The organism is Parapedobacter soli, from assembly GCF_025460835.1.
Taxonomy (GTDB): Bacteria; Bacteroidota; Bacteroidia; order Sphingobacteriales; family Sphingobacteriaceae; genus Parapedobacter; species Parapedobacter soli.
Map to the genome: position 1 here is coordinate 1 of NZ_JAMXAY010000026.1, position 16,963 is coordinate 16,963.

16 protein-coding genes are annotated in these 16,963 nt (G+C 53.4%); 13 read left to right on the forward strand and 3 right to left on the reverse strand.

Annotated features, from left to right (window positions below; genetic code table 11):
* Nucleotides 1–200: 200 nt before the first annotated feature.
* Entirely contained in the window at nucleotides 201–482 is a 282-nt protein-coding gene (locus NGM62_RS12215) for a SelT/SelW/SelH family protein (RefSeq protein WP_262248316.1), read from the reverse strand.
* Nucleotides 483–492: 10 nt separating this feature from the next.
* Entirely contained in the window at nucleotides 493–1,554 is a 1,062-nt protein-coding gene (locus NGM62_RS12220) for an Mrp/NBP35 family ATP-binding protein (protein WP_262248318.1), read from the reverse strand.
* 146 nt (nucleotides 1,555–1,700) lie between these two features.
* On the opposite strand from NGM62_RS12220, the gene NGM62_RS12225 reads away from it, so the two are divergent.
* Entirely contained in the window at nucleotides 1,701–3,752 is a 2,052-nt protein-coding gene (locus NGM62_RS12225; RefSeq protein ID WP_262248320.1) for a transglycosylase domain-containing protein, read from the forward strand.
* On the forward strand, nucleotides 3,739–4,305 hold the full coding sequence (hpt, locus tag NGM62_RS12230; RefSeq protein ID WP_262248322.1) for a hypoxanthine phosphoribosyltransferase: 567 nt from the start codon (nucleotides 3,739–3,741) through the stop codon (nucleotides 4,303–4,305). Before NGM62_RS12225 ends, hpt begins: the two co-directional genes overlap by 14 nt.
* A gap of 3 nt (nucleotides 4,306–4,308) precedes the next feature.
* On the opposite strand, the gene NGM62_RS12235 is transcribed toward hpt, so the two are convergent.
* Nucleotides 4,309–4,644, reverse strand: coding sequence for an MGMT family protein (locus NGM62_RS12235; RefSeq protein ID WP_262248324.1), 336 nt, complete (start codon nucleotides 4,642–4,644; stop codon nucleotides 4,309–4,311).
* A gap of 173 nt (nucleotides 4,645–4,817) precedes the next feature.
* Here NGM62_RS12235 and NGM62_RS12240 point away from each other — a divergent pair, with 173 nt between their 5' ends.
* The 11 genes from NGM62_RS12240 (at nucleotide 4,818) to recG (ending at nucleotide 16,886) form a co-directional block, all read left to right on the forward strand.
* Nucleotides 4,818–6,215 carry a 3-keto-disaccharide hydrolase gene (locus tag NGM62_RS12240; protein WP_262248326.1) on the forward strand — a complete coding sequence of 466 codons (1,398 nt, stop codon included), beginning with the start codon at nucleotides 4,818–4,820 and terminating at the stop codon, nucleotides 6,213–6,215.
* Nucleotides 6,216–6,259: 44 nt separating this feature from the next.
* Nucleotides 6,260–7,228 (forward strand): DUF4271 domain-containing protein, encoded by a 969-nt coding sequence (locus NGM62_RS12245; RefSeq protein WP_262248327.1) that lies wholly within the window; start codon nucleotides 6,260–6,262, stop codon nucleotides 7,226–7,228.
* Nucleotides 7,229–7,238: 10 nt separating this feature from the next.
* Nucleotides 7,239–8,012 (forward strand): uroporphyrinogen-III synthase, encoded by a 774-nt coding sequence (locus NGM62_RS12250; protein WP_262248328.1) that lies wholly within the window; start codon nucleotides 7,239–7,241, stop codon nucleotides 8,010–8,012.
* A 311-nt stretch (nucleotides 8,013–8,323) separates the two neighbouring features.
* On the forward strand, nucleotides 8,324–9,637 hold the full coding sequence (gene porK, locus NGM62_RS12255; protein ID WP_449301314.1) for a type IX secretion system lipoprotein PorK/GldK: 1,314 nt from the start codon (nucleotides 8,324–8,326) through the stop codon (nucleotides 9,635–9,637).
* A gap of 36 nt (nucleotides 9,638–9,673) precedes the next feature.
* The gene (gene porL / locus NGM62_RS12260) at nucleotides 9,674–10,471 is read left to right on the forward strand and encodes a type IX secretion system motor protein PorL/GldL (RefSeq protein ID WP_262248331.1); all 798 of its coding nucleotides are present in this window, start codon (nucleotides 9,674–9,676) and stop codon (nucleotides 10,469–10,471) included.
* A gap of 43 nt (nucleotides 10,472–10,514) precedes the next feature.
* Nucleotides 10,515–12,050, forward strand: coding sequence for a type IX secretion system motor protein PorM/GldM (gene porM, locus NGM62_RS12265; protein WP_262248333.1), 1,536 nt, complete (start codon nucleotides 10,515–10,517; stop codon nucleotides 12,048–12,050).
* A 17-nt stretch (nucleotides 12,051–12,067) separates the two neighbouring features.
* Nucleotides 12,068–13,027, forward strand: coding sequence for a gliding motility protein GldN (locus tag NGM62_RS12270; protein WP_262248335.1), 960 nt, complete (start codon nucleotides 12,068–12,070; stop codon nucleotides 13,025–13,027).
* A 174-nt stretch (nucleotides 13,028–13,201) separates the two neighbouring features.
* Nucleotides 13,202–14,068, forward strand: coding sequence for a cupin-like domain-containing protein (locus NGM62_RS12275; protein WP_262248337.1), 867 nt, complete (start codon nucleotides 13,202–13,204; stop codon nucleotides 14,066–14,068).
* Between the two features lie 8 nt (nucleotides 14,069–14,076).
* Entirely contained in the window at nucleotides 14,077–14,217 is a 141-nt protein-coding gene (locus tag NGM62_RS12280) for a DUF6728 family protein (RefSeq protein ID WP_262248339.1), read from the forward strand.
* 98 nt (nucleotides 14,218–14,315) lie between these two features.
* On the forward strand, nucleotides 14,316–14,705 hold the full coding sequence (locus NGM62_RS12285) for a RidA family protein (RefSeq protein WP_262248341.1): 390 nt from the start codon (nucleotides 14,316–14,318) through the stop codon (nucleotides 14,703–14,705).
* Nucleotides 14,706–14,780: 75 nt separating this feature from the next.
* On the forward strand, nucleotides 14,781–16,886 hold the full coding sequence (recG, locus tag NGM62_RS12290; RefSeq protein ID WP_262248409.1) for an ATP-dependent DNA helicase RecG: 2,106 nt from the start codon (nucleotides 14,781–14,783) through the stop codon (nucleotides 16,884–16,886).
* Nucleotides 16,887–16,963: the final 77 nt, after the last annotated feature.

The following is a 16,963-nucleotide window of genomic DNA, read 5'->3' on the forward strand; positions in this document are numbered from 1 at the left end:
CTGACTGTTAGTGTGTTGTACAGAATTTAAGGGATGACTAAATACTCCCGCGTTGTATGTGGAACAAGGCGCACCATAAAAAACGAAAGGTCTCCAAACGGGGAGAATGGAGACCTTTACTAACCAATTATAAACCTAAATTATGATGACACAAAGATAGTGTATTTTTTACACTATGCAAAACTTTTTTTTATTTATTGCTATTTGGCCTTATCTGAGTGCCCCAGCGGCTTATCGGGAGCTATGCGGTCGCGCACCAACCGTTTCAACGCTGTTATCTCGGGGAAGCCTCCATCGGCTTTCCGATCTACCACCCGCTCATCGCCGATAAAAACCCGGAACTCTCCGGCCGTCTCCGCCGGTTTCAGCAGCACGCCGCCCAGATCATCGGCAAACGTGGTGAGCAGCTCTGATGCAAAATAAGATGCCCGCAACAGCCACCCGCACTTGGGGCAATAGGTAATGGTTATCGTGGGTCTCATCGCCACCTACTTATACCACTGCCTGTTTGATGGCTAGCTGCTGCGCAACCTTGCCGGCAATTTCCAGGAATGCCTCGCGTGCCGGGTTTTCCTCGTCCATCATCACGGGCAGGCCATTGTCGCCCGAGTCGCTGATGTTCTTCACCAGCGGGATCTCGCCGAGAAAGGGTGCGTCGAAACGCTCTGCCAACCGTTTACCGCCATCCTTACCGAAGATGTAATATTTATTATCGGGCAGTTCGGCCGGTGTGAAGTACGCCATGTTCTCCACTACACCCAATAAAGGGATGTTGATGGAGTCCATCAGGAACATGCCGATTCCACGGACAGCATCGGATAATGCCACATTCTGGGGGGTGGTTACCACAACGGCCCCCGAGATGGGGAATCCTTGAGCCACGGTAATGTGCACGTCGCCCGTACCCGGCGGCAAGTCCACCACCAGGTAGTCCAATTCACCCCACTCGGCATCGTTAAACAGCTGTTTCACCGCGGTGCTGACCATCGGGCCCCGCCAGGGCACAGGTTGGTTGGGGTCTGTGAAGAAACCGATCGAAAGTAACTTCAAGCCATATTTCGTTACCGGTTCGATTTTTGTTTTACCGTCTGCGGTTTTGGTGGCCCTAGGCCGAGCGCCTTCCACCCCAAACATGATAGGTACGGACGGGCCGTATATATCTGCGTCGATAAGTCCGGTTTTGGCTCCGGTGGCCTGCAACGCCAACGCGAGGTTGGCTGCTACCGTGGACTTGCCAACGCCGCCTTTTCCAGAGGCTACTAGGATAATGTTTTTGATAGTGGGCAATTGGTTGCTCTGCGTTCCAATTACCCGGGAGGTCATATTGATGTTAACAGTGATGTCTTTATCCACGAACAAAGCAATGGCATTGCGGCAAGCATGCTCGATGTGGCCCTTCATCGGGCAGGCCGGGGTGGTGAGCACCACTTCAAAGCTAATGGCCGATGGGGTGATGTCCACATTCTTGATCATATTGAGGGTAACTAAATCTTTTTTGAGGTCGGGATCATCTACATGGCTCAATGCATGCAATACCTGTTCTTTCGTAATCATCTGTCCTTGCACTATATATTATACTGTTACAAAACTAGCGAAAGCCGAACACAAACTTGTCATATCTTTGTTTTTAATCATAATTATCCCTTATTTGGACTCCAAGTAAATTCGTTTTGACAGCAATCGATCACGTTAGGCAATTTTTGAACAAGATTACCCGGAAGCAGTTTATCATCGGTGGCACCATCCTCGTCCTAGCGGTGGCGGTGTGTGTCACTGCCGGTGCTATCGCCTACCACAAGCGGGAGGCATTGCTGGCATCCACCATAGCACGTGTCCAATCCAAGCTGGCCGACGACCACCAGATTGACCTCCGCATCGAGCGGGCCTATTTCTCGGGGTTCACCACTGTGACCTTCGAAAATACGGAACTCGTACCCCAGGGCCGCGACCAGCTGGCCGGCATCGAAGAGCTTTCGGTAAGTATCAAATTACTCCCGCTGCTTACCGGCGATGTCCGTTTCGGTCGACTGCGGGGCCACCATGCCGCCATACAGCTCATCAAAAAAGACAGCACTAGCAACTACGACTTTCTCTTCAGGGGTATGGACACGCTGCAAGCAGCCGAGGTAACCACAAAAGAACCGGACGAAGCCCGGGCCATCAACCTCGCACAGACCGCAAACAACATGCTCAACAATATATTGTATAAGATCCCGGAGGATATGGATCTGCATGAATTCACCGTTACCTACCGAGACGATAGCATCGAGCAACGCATCACCGTGCCCCAAGTTGTCATCGATGACGGCAACCTCACGACGGCGGTATACCTCAACGACAACGAAGCAGCTTGGCAGGTGGAGGGGAAAGTCAACCCTAACCGCCGCCAGCTCCATATAAAAGCGCATGCCAATGGCCAGCGCATAGCCCTGCCGCTGCTAGAACGGAAGTTTGGCCTCAAGCTGAGCTTCGACACCATCGAAACACGGCTGCGGGAAGTTTACTGGACCCAAAATGAGCTATTACACATCAAGGGGGAGTGGGCCGTCAAAAACCTCCATATCAACCATTGGCGCATCGCGCAGGAAGACGTGGCCTTGCCCGATGCGCACATTGACGCCGAAGTAATCGTGGGCGGCAGCCATGTAGAGCTGTCCAATACTTCTACCATCACCGTGAAGAAACTGGTCGTACACCCGTCCATCCATTACTCAACCCTCCCGAATAAAACCTATGCCCTGGGCCTCGAAACCCCCGAGATGGATGCACAGGACCTATTCGACGCCTTCCCGAAAGGGCTGTTCGAATCGCTCGAAGGGATACGGGTATCGGGCCGCATCAAGTACAAGCTCGACGCCTTGCTCGACACCACCAACCCCGACAGCGTGCGGTTCGATTCGCACATGGAGCAGCGCGATTTCAAGGTGAATACCTGGGGTAAGGCAAGCATCCCCAAAATAAACACCACCTTCACCTATACGCCCTACGAGGACGGGGAGCCCGTACGCGATATCATCGTAGGACCGGAAAATCCGAATTTCATCCCGTTGGCCCAGATATCGCCATACCTCAAAAATGCCATCCTTACCACCGAAGACCCTTCCTTCTTCAGCCACAACGGCTTCGTGGAAGAAGCCATACGGTCATCTATCGCCACCAACTTCAAGGAAAAAGCGTTTAAACGCGGTGGAAGCACCATTTCCATGCAGCTGGTCAAAAACGTATTCCTCAACCGCAACAAAACCATCGTCCGCAAGCTGGAAGAAATACTGATCGTATGGCTGATGGAAAGCACCGACGCCGTGAGCAAAGACCGGATATACGAGGTTTACCTCAACATCATCGAGTGGGGCCGCAATGTATATGGTATTGCCGAAGCCGCGCGCTATTACTTCGGTAAATACCCTTCAGCACTCAGCCTCGGCGAGAGCATTTACCTGGCCAGTATCGTGCCGCGCCCGAAAACAGGGCTATATTCATTCAACTACGACGGTAACCTCAAGCCCTACATCTCGTCCTACTTCAATTATATCGGCAATATCATGGCCCGGCGCGGCCTGGCCCCAGCCGACTCATCGGGCAGCTACGGGTTTCATACGGTGAGCCTGCGCGAGGCCCTACGTCCCGACCCGCCCGCCACCGATACGCTCCGGCTGGAATTGCCACCCGTGGATTTTGAAAAACAAATGGAAGAGGTACGCAGCCTACTAGGCCGTATCTTCAATTCGTCAAAAAATAATGATGAGCCATAACGAACGGATGAAAATAACAATCAATCATAAACAATTTGAGCGCATTATTGACTACAGCCAGATCAAGAAGCGCATCCGCCTTATCGGCATTCAGCTCAATCTGGCGTACGAAAACCAGCACCCCATTTTCATCGGTGTACTCAACGGCTGCTTCATGGTAATGGCCGACCTGATGAAACAAATCCACATCGCCAGCGAGATATCCTTCATCAAGCTCTCGTCTTACGAGGGCACTGCCCGCCGCGACCGGGTTAGCGAGCTCATTGGCCTCGACCACAACCTCGAAGGCCGCGACGTCATCGTCGTGGAAGACATCGTAGACACCGGCCATTCATTGAAGCATACGCTCGATGCCATCTATGCCCAGAACCCGGCATCCGTGGCCGTATGCACTCTCTTGCTAAAGCCTAACGCCCTGCAACACACATTCGACAACATCGCCTACGTCGGCTTCGAAATCGACAATGAATTCGTCGTCGGATACGGATTGGATTATCAGGGCCTCGGGCGCACACTGCCCGACATCTACCGGGAAATCCCTCCGGGACCGTGATGGTCAGCCGCCTAATACGCCCCCTGGATCCCAGAACAGCCGGTCAAAATCGACAACCTGGTCATCGGTTACCGACACCCCTTCATTCTCGAGCAGCTGGGCCATCATCGTGGGGCTTCCAAACGCCCGTTTACCGGTAAGCAGCCCCACGCGGTTCACCACCCGGTGGGCCGGCACCGGAGGATATGCGCCGCCGCACACCTGAAGGGCATAACCCACCATGCGCGACGACCCACCTGCACCCAGCGCACGCGCAATCGCACCGTAAGAGGTTACACGCCCTTCCGGGATCTGCCGCACAATGTCATACACCCGTTCATAAAAATTGTTGCTATTCATCCTGTTCAGCGAGGTTACGACATCGTTTTCGTAAAAAAAGAAGTACCTCCAATACCATTATCTACAATAAAGCCGTATAATTGGCGCTTAAATCACTTATATTTAATGATACAAAGCTAACAGTTTAGGTCAGAAAGCACCAATTTGTTTGCTTGGTGTCGACAATCCTCAGTATGATGACAACACGTACAATTTACAAGACCGCAACCGCGGGCAAACCGTTGGCAGCACTGCTGCTTGCCCTTGCTTTAGGCTCATGCAACGCTCCGGCCGACAATTGGCAGCCGCTATTCGACGGCGAAAGCCTCGACGGGTGGAAAGTCGTAGGGGGCGAAGCGCCCTATACTATCGAAGACGGTGCCATTGTAGGCACCATGACAGCGGGTACACCCAATTCTTTCCTGATAACCGAGCAGGAATACGGCGATTTCATCCTCGAGCTGGATATCAAGTTGGAAGGGGAGACCACCAACTCGGGTGTCCAGACGCGGAGCCACCTGGACCAAGCCGCCAATGAAGGCCGCGGACGCGTTTACGGCCGGCAGGTGGAGATAGACCCCACCGAGCGCGCATGGACGGGCGGCATTTACGATGAAGCACGCCGCGGCTGGCTCTATCCGCTCGACCTCAATGCCGAAGCCAAATCGGCCTATAAAAAGGAAGAATTCAACCATATCCGCATCGAAGCTATTGGCAACGAAACCAAAACGTGGGTAAACGGCACCCCTGTGGCTTACGTAGTGGATACAGTCGATGCATCCGGCTTCATCGGATTGCAGGTACATAGCATCCGCGATGAGGCCCTGGCTGGCAAGAAGGTCTATTTCAAAAACATACGCATACAAACCGAAAACCTGCAGCCGCAGGAGTTCCCAGCCGGTATTTACACGGTAAACCTCACGCCAAATAGCCTCACGGCATACGAAGAGCAAAACGGATATAAACTGCTGTTCGACGGCCAGACCAGCACAGGCTGGGTGGGCGCCTATAAGGATGCGTTCCCCGCCAGCGGGTGGGAAATCGAAGACGGTATCATCACGGTATTGCCAGCCGACGGCGGTGAGTCTACCAATGGCGGTGATATTGTGACGGTCGACAAATACAGTGCGTTCGACCTCTCTTTCGAGTTCAGGCTAACCGAAGGGGCCAACAGTGGGGTGAAATATTTCGTGACGCTCTCCGAGCACAACACCGGGTCGGCCATCGGCCTGGAATACCAGGTACTCGACGATGAGCGGCACCCCGACGCCAAGATGGGCCGCGATGGCAACCGCACGCTGGCTTCCCTTTATGACCTGATTAAGGCCGAGAAGCCCAAACGGGCATTGCGCAAAATAGGCGAGTGGAACAAGGGGCGTATCGTTGTGCAGCCCGACAACACTGTGACCCACTACCTCAATGGCGAAAAGGTGGTGCAGTACGAGCGTGGCTCGGAAGCCTACAGGAAGCTGGTAGCCGAAAGCAAGTATAAGGATTGGGATAATTTCGGCGAAGCCGAAAGCGGCCACATCTTACTGCAGGACCATGGCGACCGCGTCAGTTTCCGCAACCTTAAAATTAAGGAGCTATAACCACCTGATTTTTGCCTACCTTTGATGGTTCATTGACTAGGCAGATGAAGCATTGGATGTTACTGTTGGCCGGGGTGTTATTCGGGGTTGCCGTAGCACAGGCAACCCCGGCTATGGACTTACAACAAACACGCTACCGGTCCGTCCAGGATTCAATCAGGCAAGCCCAACAGGCCGAAAAAATAAGGCTGGCCGATTCCATCAAGCGGGTGGGCGACTCGCTAGCCATGCAATACATCGGCCTGCCCGATCCCCACCGGCCCAATCTATTTGCCGACAGCCTGCGGCAGCGGGTCATCGTGCAAAACGGCGATTTCATGGCGTGGCTGGCGTTCGCACGGGACTTGGAGGAAGAAGCCGATGCCGTGCGGCATATACGGGACCAATGGGTACCCATCGCCATTGGTCTGCTGCTCCTGCTGCTGGGCATTGTGCGCATTTCATTCCCCAATGAGGTGCTATCCATTATCCAGGCCTTTTACAACGACCGCATGCTGCTGCAAATCAACAAAGAAGATACCCTTTACAGCTCATGGCCCTTTGTTTTCCTTTACGTCCTGTTCGGCTTTGCGGTAGGACTGTTCGTTTACCTGTGCAACGTGCATTATGCCGGCAAGGGCTACAGCAATGGCCTGGAACGGTTCCTGGGCATCTCGTTTTTCGTAATGACCCTGTTTATCCTTAAAATAATCACCACACGGCTACTGGGTTATATATTTGAACTGCAGCGCGTGGTGCGCGAATACGTATCGATCCTATACCTCAGCTATTTCAACGCGGCGCTGGTGTTCCTTCCCATCGTGGTGGTGCTGAGCCTGGTACCCCGTATATACGCGGTATGGGTGGTGCCCGCGGCGCTCGTTGTGGTGCTATGCTTATTTGTATTCCGCTTCGGGAAAACCGCCCGCAACCTGCTTACGAACTATCCATTTTCAAAGTTTTATTTATTTATGTATCTTTGCTGCCTCGAAATCGCACCCATACTTATCTTGGTAAAAGTATTGGGTAATTAACAAAAAAAACATGCAGGTGCCAGAAGCAGACAGAGCAAAGAAAGTAAAAAGCATATTAGTAACGTTGCCCAAGCCAGAGAATGAAAAATCGCCTTACTTCGCTTTGGCAGAGAAATACAACCTTAAGCTTGATTTCCGGGGTTTCATCCACGTTGAGGGTGTGTCGGGCCGTGATGTCCGCAAAGAACAACGGATTAACTTAGCTGATTTCACCGCGGTAATCTTCACCAGCCGCAATGCAGCCGACCATTTCTTCCGGGTTTGCGAGGAAATGCGCTACGATGTGCCGGCAGACCTGAAGTACTTCTGCCTGTCCGAGACCATAGCACTATACCTTCAGAAATACATCCAGTACCGCAAGCGGAAGATTTTCTTCGGCAAGCAGACGGCAAAGGACCTCTCTGACGTGTTGAAAAAGCACGCCAAAGAGAAGTTCCTGTACCCGTGCTCGGACGTGGCCAACGAAGAAACATACAACTGGCTCCAAGACAACGGGTATAACGTTACACCAGCGGTGCTTTTCCGTACCGTGGTGAGTGACCTGTCGGACCTTAAAGATGTTTTTTACGATATTATCGTCTTCTTCAGCCCTTCCAGTGTGCAGTCGCTCTTTGAGAATTTTCCCGACTTCAAACAGAACGACACGCGGCTCGCGGCTTTCGGCCCTACCACCCACCAGGCCATCCTGGACCGGGGGTTATTGCTGGATATCGCCGCCCCCACGCCGGAGGCACCCAGTATGACCATGGCTGTAGAACAGTACATCAAGGTGGCAAATAAGTAGCACGATTTAAAATTTTCGTCACTTTTTTCGCTAAATCTCTGTTTATTTCATAGTTTTAGGCCCGCTTTCCGGCTTTGGATAGTCTTATCATCGGCATCTACCTCCGGGAAAGCGTTGTTTTGGAATGATGATAACTGGTACAAGACATTTGTTATCCGTTGGATATAATGGTCATGAGAGGCTTTTGGTCTAAAATTTGCTATCAAAACAGATTGTTAATCATGGGCTTTAACGAAGCGCAACAGACATGCCGCTATGCATCCGGTAATGAGTCTCGTTGTGTGGGTGTTGCCAGCCAAAGATAGAACTAAATGAATAGAGCATATTTACCAATAATATTGGTTTGTATATCGTCGCTAATGCTTTCCAGTTGCGGCCGGTTCGGTAGTAGTGGCGGCGAACTGGTCGGCGTAAAGCGGGCACACCTCAAAACCAGCCGGGTTCCACACGGCATGGTACTTGTCCCGGGCGGCACGTTCATCATGGGCCAGTCTGACGAGGACATCACGTTCTCACAGATTGCCCAAAACCGACAAGTCACCATTTCGTCGTTCTACATGGACGAAACCGAGATATCCAACAGCGAGTACCGGCAATTCGTCCATTGGGTGCGCGACTCCCTCCTCATCTACAACTACTTGCAAGACGACAGTTATTTCATCGAGGTGGAAGGCACCGGCGAACGGTATATCGATTGGCAAAAGGTAAACAGCGGCAAGCGCTCGCTCTGGAACTCCAAAGACCAGGCCGTGCGCGAACGTACGCGCCAGATGTACTACCAGGGCGAAGACCGCATTTTTGGCAAAGACGAGATCGATGTCCGCCTATTGCGCTACCATTACGACTGGTACGACCTCCGCGCAGCCACCGCAGCTAGACACGACCCCACCAAGGTGCGGTCTGATTTCATCCGGCGCGACACCATCCTCGTATATCCCGACACTACGGTGTGGCTCAACGACTTCAGCTATGCCCAGAATGAGCCGATGGTGGAGGGCTACTTCTCGCACCCTTCGTTTGACGAATACCCTGTGGTGGGTGTCACCTGGCGGCAGGCAAACGCATTCAACACGTGGCGCTCACGCTTATTTGAAAACCACCAGCGCACACGAAAAAACAATAGCCGCGAAATGCGGCAACCTTACATGCTTCCTTCCGAAGCGGAGTGGGAATACGCCGCCCGCGGTGGCAGGGTGGGCACCCAATACCCGTGGGGCGGACCGTCAGCACGCAACGCGAAAGGCTGCCTTATGGCCAATTTCAAACCCGGCCGGGGCAATTATATCGACGATGGGGCAGCTTATACCGCACCGGTATATTCATACTTCCCCAACGATTTCGGCCTTTATAACATGGCCGGAAATGTGGCGGAATGGACCTCCTCCTCATTCAATGAGTCGGCATCGTCGTTTGTACATGACATGAACCCCACCTACCGGTACGATGCAGCCGCGGGCGACCCCGAGTCGTTGAAGCGCAAGGTGGTGCGGGGCGGCTCCTGGAAAGACATCGGCTATTTCCTGCAGAATGGCGCGCGTGCCTACGAGTACCAAGATACCGCCAAGTCTTACATCGGCTTCCGCAGTGTATCCGCATACCCGGGCGTAGATCCAATGAACAACTAGTATAGCTATATAGACAGAAGCACAACACACAATATCATGGCAGAGAAACGCAAATTCAAAATTGGTATCAACAACATCATCTCTTGGGGAGCTACGGTAGTTATCATCGGGTTGATGGCCAAGCTGCAGCACTGGCCGGCCGGTGATTGGCTCATCGTGGTAGGCCTCGGCACCGAAGCACTGCTCTTCTTCCTACTCGGTTTCCAGAGAGAAGACAACGACGTGGATTGGACCCGCGTGTACCCCGAGTTGGCGGAAAACTTCGAAGGTGAACTGCCCAAGGCCTCTGCGCGGCCTGTAGCCGCTACCGGCAGCACGGCCGCACTCGACAAGATGCTGGCCGATGCGAACATCAGCCCCCAACTAATCGGCAACCTGGGCGATGGACTCCGCACCTTTGGCGATAAGGTAGCAGCCATTGCCAACGTATCCGACGCCTCCCTGGCCACCAATCGCTTCACCGAACGGCTGAATGGCGCCACCGGCAGCGTCGAGAAACTAAATGCCGCCTTCGAGAAGGCGTCGACCGACCTCGCCAGCATCAGCACGAGTGGCAGCGACGTAACCGCATACCACGAGCAGGTAAACAAGCTGGCCAACAACTTGCAGCACCTCAACGCGGTCTACGAAGTTGAGCTGCAAGATACGGGCAAGAAGCTGCAAACCATCTCGCAGCATTACGACAGCATCGCCCAGACCCTGCAGAACTTCAACGACTCCGTGGTGGATACGCAGCAATTCAAAGACCAAGTAGCCCACCTCAATAAGAACCTGGCATCGCTCAATGCCGTGTACGGAAATATGCTGGCGGCCATGAATCAACCGCGTGTGTAATTTATTTTTAAGATACTGGTACCTTAACGAATAGCATTACAGCATGGCAGGAGGAAAACAGACCCCAAGGCAACGGATGATCGGTATCCTATACCTCGTGTTATTGGGATTAGTGGCGATGAATGTTAGTGATTCTGTGCTCGACGCCTTCAGGAATCTGGCGGCAAGCCTCAACACATCGACCCAGAACACGCAGGAGGGGATAGACAACATGTTCAATGCCTTCCGGGCAACCAAACTGAAAGATGAGCCCGAGCGTGCCCGCCCCATATTGGAACGTGCCGAGCAGGCGAGCCAACTGGCCGATGACCTGTCGGGATATATCGACTCACTCAAAACCATACTCGAGGCGGAAGGCGGTGGATTTAACGAAACAACGGGCGACGTGCGCAAGCGCGACAACCTGAGCATCAGCCCCCGCGTGATGATCAAGCAGAAGGAAAACGGGGTAGCCCGGGCAGCACAGCTGCGGAGCCGTATAAACGATACACGCGAACAGCTATTGGCACTGGCAAACAATGAGGTGTCTTTTTCGCTGGATGCGGAAGATCCCCCCACGCGTGCCGGTATCAGTAAGTCGTGGGAACAAGCCAACTTCGGTGATGGTACCCCACTGACGGCCGCAATGACGGCATTGGAAAAAATCAAGGCCGACGTGAAAAATGCTGAGGCCGTGGTTGTAAAACATATCTTCGGCGAGATGGACATGGCCGTGGTAAACCTCGACAGGTTTGCCGCCGTGGCCGTTGCGCCGTCATCTTACGTAATCCAGGGGCAACCCTACACGGCAAAGGTATTCCTCACCGCCTACGATTCGAAATCGACCCCCGAAATTTCTGTGGGGGGCAACGTCCTGCCCGTTACTGATGGACAGGCAGTCTATACAGTCAACACATCCAGCGAAGGGATATTCAACTGGACCGGTACCATCCGTGTTAAGCAGACCGACGGCACCGTTAAAGAATACTTTACCGAGCCACAAACCTATCAGGTTGCACGGCCGTCGGCTGTAGTCTCGCCCGATGCCATGAACGTGCTGTATATCGGTGTAGACAACCCCATCTCGGTATCGGCCCCCGGCATCCCGAAAGAAAGCCTGCAGGTGAGCGGCAAAGGGGTTAGTATCTCCGGCTCGAATGGCAAGTTCGTGGCGCGGGCAACCCAGCCCGGCACCGCCAGTATACACGTATCTGCCCGTATCGGTGACCAGACCCAGTCGCTCAGCTCTACCGAATTCCGCGTGAAGCGAATCCCGAAACCGCAGGCCCGCGTGGCAGGGCGCCCGGGCGGGACGGTCGCCGCAGCGCAGATCCGCGGCCAAAACCGCATCTTTGCCGCACTGGAAGACTTTGAATTCGATGCCAAGTTCAACATATCGCGCTTTTCGATGTTGATACAGAAACCACGGGTAGACCCGATGGGGCCGTACCAAGGCACGAACGGAACCTTCTCCGGCCCGATGCAAAACGCACTAGGTTCGGTTTCGCCGGGATCGTTCGTGTTTTTCTATAATATCATTGCCGTAGGTCCGGATGGTGTACAGCAGGAACTGGATCCGATTTCATTCCGGGTCAACTAACAAACAAGGAGGTAACGATGAAAATGTATGGATTTTTGGTTATGATGGGGGTTGGGCTTTCGGCATACGCCCAGCAAGGCAACCTGTCCAACAGTACCACGCCTATTGCTGCAGAAGAACCGCCGGTGGATGGCTACTACGTCAAATCCGACATACTGGACCGCGAAGTGGTCCCCTATTCGAATATCCGTCCTACCGATGTGGCGTATGTGAAGCGCATCTGGCGGGAATTTGATGTGCGCGAAAAGATGAACACCCTATACGCCTCACCCAAATCGCGGCTCATCGATGTGATCATGGAAGCCGTAATGGCTGGCGAGCTCACGGCCTACGACCCAACCCCGACGGATGATGACCCTACGGGCGACAGCTTCAAAACACGCCTATCGCCCGACCAGGTGTTGGGCCGGTTCGGTGCCGATAGTACACTGGTAGAGGAGTACGACGAAGAGGGCAACGTCATCGCCTCGCATTTCGAAGCCTCCGCTTTCAACCCTGATGATGTGGTTCGTTTCCGGATCAAGGAAGACTGGATTTTCGATAAGCAGCGTTCCGTTTTCGAGCCGCGTATCATCGGTATCGCACCGCTGGTAACACCCAAGATAGACGAGATCATGGGCGGGGCAGACATGGGAACGGAAGGACTGGATGCCGTTGAAGATATCCCCGGATTCGATATGGCCGATAACACGCCGGCCGTCGCTGCAGACGCATACCCCGCCTTCTGGATTTACTTTCCCGAGGCACGGCACATCTTCGTCAACAAGGAAGTACCCTCCCGGCACAACGACGCTACAGGACTGAGCTATGACGATGTATTCATCAAACGGCTCTTCTCGAGCTATATCGTTAAACAATCGAACCCTGAGGACCTACGCATCCGCGACTATGTAGACAACGGGATAGATCGCCTCTACGAGGCAGAGCGGATCAAAAAGACCATCATCGACTTCGAGCAGGACCTGTGGTCGTATTAACCACAAAAAAGTGATTTTCGTCAAGCCATTGGCTATTTCGTTTTTTTGGCACGTAAATCGTTATGTCTCTAATTATAATGCAAATGTAAAATTGATTTACGGCGTGTGGGCTCACATGAAGATTACTTAAGTTTGCATTAGCATAATTAACAGTTTCAAATTAGCTTTTAAGTCGTGCAACTCAAAAAAGTTAACAAAATCTCTGGAATCAGCTCGGCTGACTTCATCAAGGATTACCTCAATAAGGGGGTACCCGTAATCATGGATGATTTCGTTGCCAAAGACAGTCCGGCTTGGACCAAGTGGAGCTATGACTATTTCAAGGAAATAGCCGGAGATACCGTCATTTCTTTGCATGGGCGCGAAGATGCGTCTAATGACCGCGCAGCCAGCGCACCCGTGGCCAAGATGAGATTCGGTGAGTATTTGGACATGATCGAACGCGAGCCGACCGATCTGCGGATCTTCCTGTTCAACCTCATGAAGCTCAAACCCGAACTCAACCACGACCTGGTGTACAACGATGTGACCGGCGGCAAGGTATTGCAGTGGCTCCCTTACCTTTTCTTCGGCGGCGAGGGGTCCAGTACCCGCAACCACTTCGACATCGACATGTCACATGTCTTCATCACCCAGTACAAGGGGGTCAAGAAAATCTGGCTATTCCCACTGGAGCAATCGGATTTGATGTATAAATTGCCGTACAACTTCCACAGTATCGCAAACATCAAAAATCCCGACTATGAGAAGTTCCCTGCCCTAAAGTACCTCAACGGCTATGAGGCAGAGATCCATCCGGGAGAGACGCTGTTCATGCCGTCGGGCTGGTGGCATTACATCCAATATGTCACCGAAGGGTATTCCATCAGCGTGCGGGCACTGCCTTCCAAGGTGTACGATAAATGGCGTGGCTTCCGCAACCTGGTCATTACGCGCAATTTCGACAATACCATGCGCAAAATCTTTAAGGACCGTTGGTTCAACTACAAAATAAGCGAAGCCAACAAACGTGCCGAGCGTGCCCTGAAACGGGTACAGTAGGAGATATCATGTATTTTTTCAGAAAAAAAGATCCCAACAGACCCACCAGCTTCAACTTACGCGTGATGCATGTTATCAATGCGACCGCCATCATCCTGTTTTTGCTGGCTATCCTCTACAAGATCGTCGATTGGCTTTTTTTCAATTAAATATTTTGCTTTTAATGGCATTGAAGCCTGCATGAATTATTAAGCTCATATATGAAGGGTAATTCATGTAGGTTTCAGCTGATATTAATCCACATGTTATGTCTACAAGCAAGGAAATAATCAATACAGTAAAAGCTCCCGCCCCGATCGGCCCATACAACCAGGCCGTGAGAGCGGGCAATACGTTATACGTATCGGGGCAGATAGCCCTATCGCCGCAAACCGGCGAGCTGGTTACCGGTTCGGTAGCCGGAGAGGCCCGGCAGGTACTGGATAACCTCGCAGCCATTCTGGCCGAAGCAGGCTACGCCTTTGCGGATGTGGTGAAAACCACCATCTTCCTGCGCGACATGGCCGATTTTGCCACCGTCAACGAGGTGTATGGCACATATTTCACCGGGCAGGCCCCCGCACGCGAAACCGTAGCAGTAGCGGGGTTGCCCAAAAATGTCAATGTCGAGATTTCTGTCATCGCCTGGAAAGCCTAAATGCAGACCGGCAAGGGTAGCATTCAGAAAGTTTTCCATAAATTCGCACAAAACCGATGATTGCAGGAACTCCCAGTGGCACCACTCAGCACCATAACCCCCATTGAATACCTCAAAGGTGTGGGTCCTGCCCGTGCCGCCGTGCTCAACGATGAATTGGGCATACATACGTTTGGGGACCTGCTGAAACACTACCCCTTCCGTTACATCGACCGCACGCAATTCCACAAAATAAAGCAGCTCCACCCTGATATGGCGGCAGCGCAGGTTATCGGGCGGCTGATGCATATCGACGAGGTGGGCGAGCGCCGCGGCAAGCGGCTTGTGGGCCTCTTCAGAGACGACACGGGAACAATGGAGCTAGTGTGGTTCCAAAGTATCGGCTGGCTGAAAAAAGCATTGCAGGTAGGCGCAGCCTATACCATATACGGCAAGCCCAATGTATTCAATGGCCAGCTCTCCATGACACACCCCGAAATGGAAGTGTACAAGTCCGGCAGTCCTCAACAGGGCAATATGAGCCTGCAGCCCGTATACAGCAGCACCGAAAAACTACGGAAATTCGCGCTGGACAGTAAAGGCATCCAAAAGTTACAGGTTGCCCTGTTAGAGAGTATCGGCTCCCAGCTTACGGAAACGCTGCCCGACTATATCGTGCAGCAGCACCGCCTCATGCCGCTGCCCAGGGCCCTGGCCGCCATACATTTCCCACGCAGCAACGAGGAGCTGGCACAGGCCGTACACCGCCTCAAATTCGATGAGCTGTTCTTCATCCAGCTCAAGCTGCTCAAAAACAAGCTACTCAACACCCAGAAATTCAAGGGTCACCGCTTTGATACCGTTGGCGACAGGTTCAACACGTTCTACCACAAGCAACTCCCTTTCGCGCTCACCAATGCCCAGAAGCGGGTAATCAGGGAAATCCGCCGGGATACCGCCTCGGGGGCACAGCTCAACCGGCTGGTGCAGGGCGACGTGGGCAGCGGAAAAACCGTGGTGGCACTCATGTGCATGCTCCTGGCTATCGACAATGGCTTCCAGGCGTGCCTCATGGCGCCCACGGAAATCCTCGCGCAGCAGCATTACCACAGTATCACCAAGCTCTTGGGTGGCGGCATCGCCTCCGTGCAACTCCTTACCGGCTCCACACCCAAGAAAGACCGCCGCATTATCCACACCCAGCTCGAAGACGGCACGCTCGATATCCTTGTGGGTACCCACGCGCTCATCGAAGACACCGTGCGTTTCCACAACCTCGGCTTTGTGGTCATCGATGAGCAACACCGCTTCGGCGTGGAGCAGCGCGCCAAGCTGTGGCGCAAGAACCGTATCCCGCCGCACATGCTGGTAATGACCGCCACCCCCATCCCGCGCACACTCGCCATGACACTGTATGGCGACCTGGATATCTCGGTGATCGACGAACTCCCCGCCGGGCGGAAGCCCATCAAAACGATGCACCTCTACGAGAGCAGCCGCCTCCGCATGTTCGGGTTCATGAAAGAAGAAATCGCCAAAGGCCGGCAGGTGTACATCGTTTACCCCCTCATCAGCGAGAGCGAAAAGATGGACCTGCTGTACCTCGAAGCAGGCCTGGAAACGTTGCAGGAAGAATTCCCCCTGCCTGGATACCGCATCAGCATTGTACACGGCAAAATGCCGGTAAAAGACAAAGAATTTGAGATGCAGCGGTTTGTGAAAGGTGAAACCCAGATCATGGTGGCCACCACGGTAATCGAGGTGGGTGTCGACGTGCCCAACGCCTCGGTGATGGTTATCGAGAATGCCGAGCGCTTCGGCCTGTCGCAGCTGCACCAACTGCGGGGGCGTGTCGGGCGCGGAGCAGAGCAGTCGTACTGCATCCTCATGTCGGGCAGGAAGCTGGGCAAGGACAGTAAGCTGCGGCTGGAGACCATGGTCCGTACCAACGACGGGTTTGAGATTGCCGAGGTAGACCTCCAGCTGCGCGGCCCGGGCGACCTGGCAGGCACCCAGCAAAGCGGCGTGCTCGACCTCAAACTGGCTGACCTCACCACCGACCAGGCCCTACTCGCGGCGATACGGCAACTGGTGATTGCCCTCTTCGACGCCGACCCCCAGCTAGCCAAGGCCGAACATAGCCGCCTGCGCGACTACCTTACCCAAACCGAACCGGGTATCGGCTGGGAAAAAATATCGTAGGGATCCCACAAAAAAAACAGCCCGCTTCGACGAAGGGGCTGTCCGGATATATATAGACGCTGCTGCGTATGTTGCTG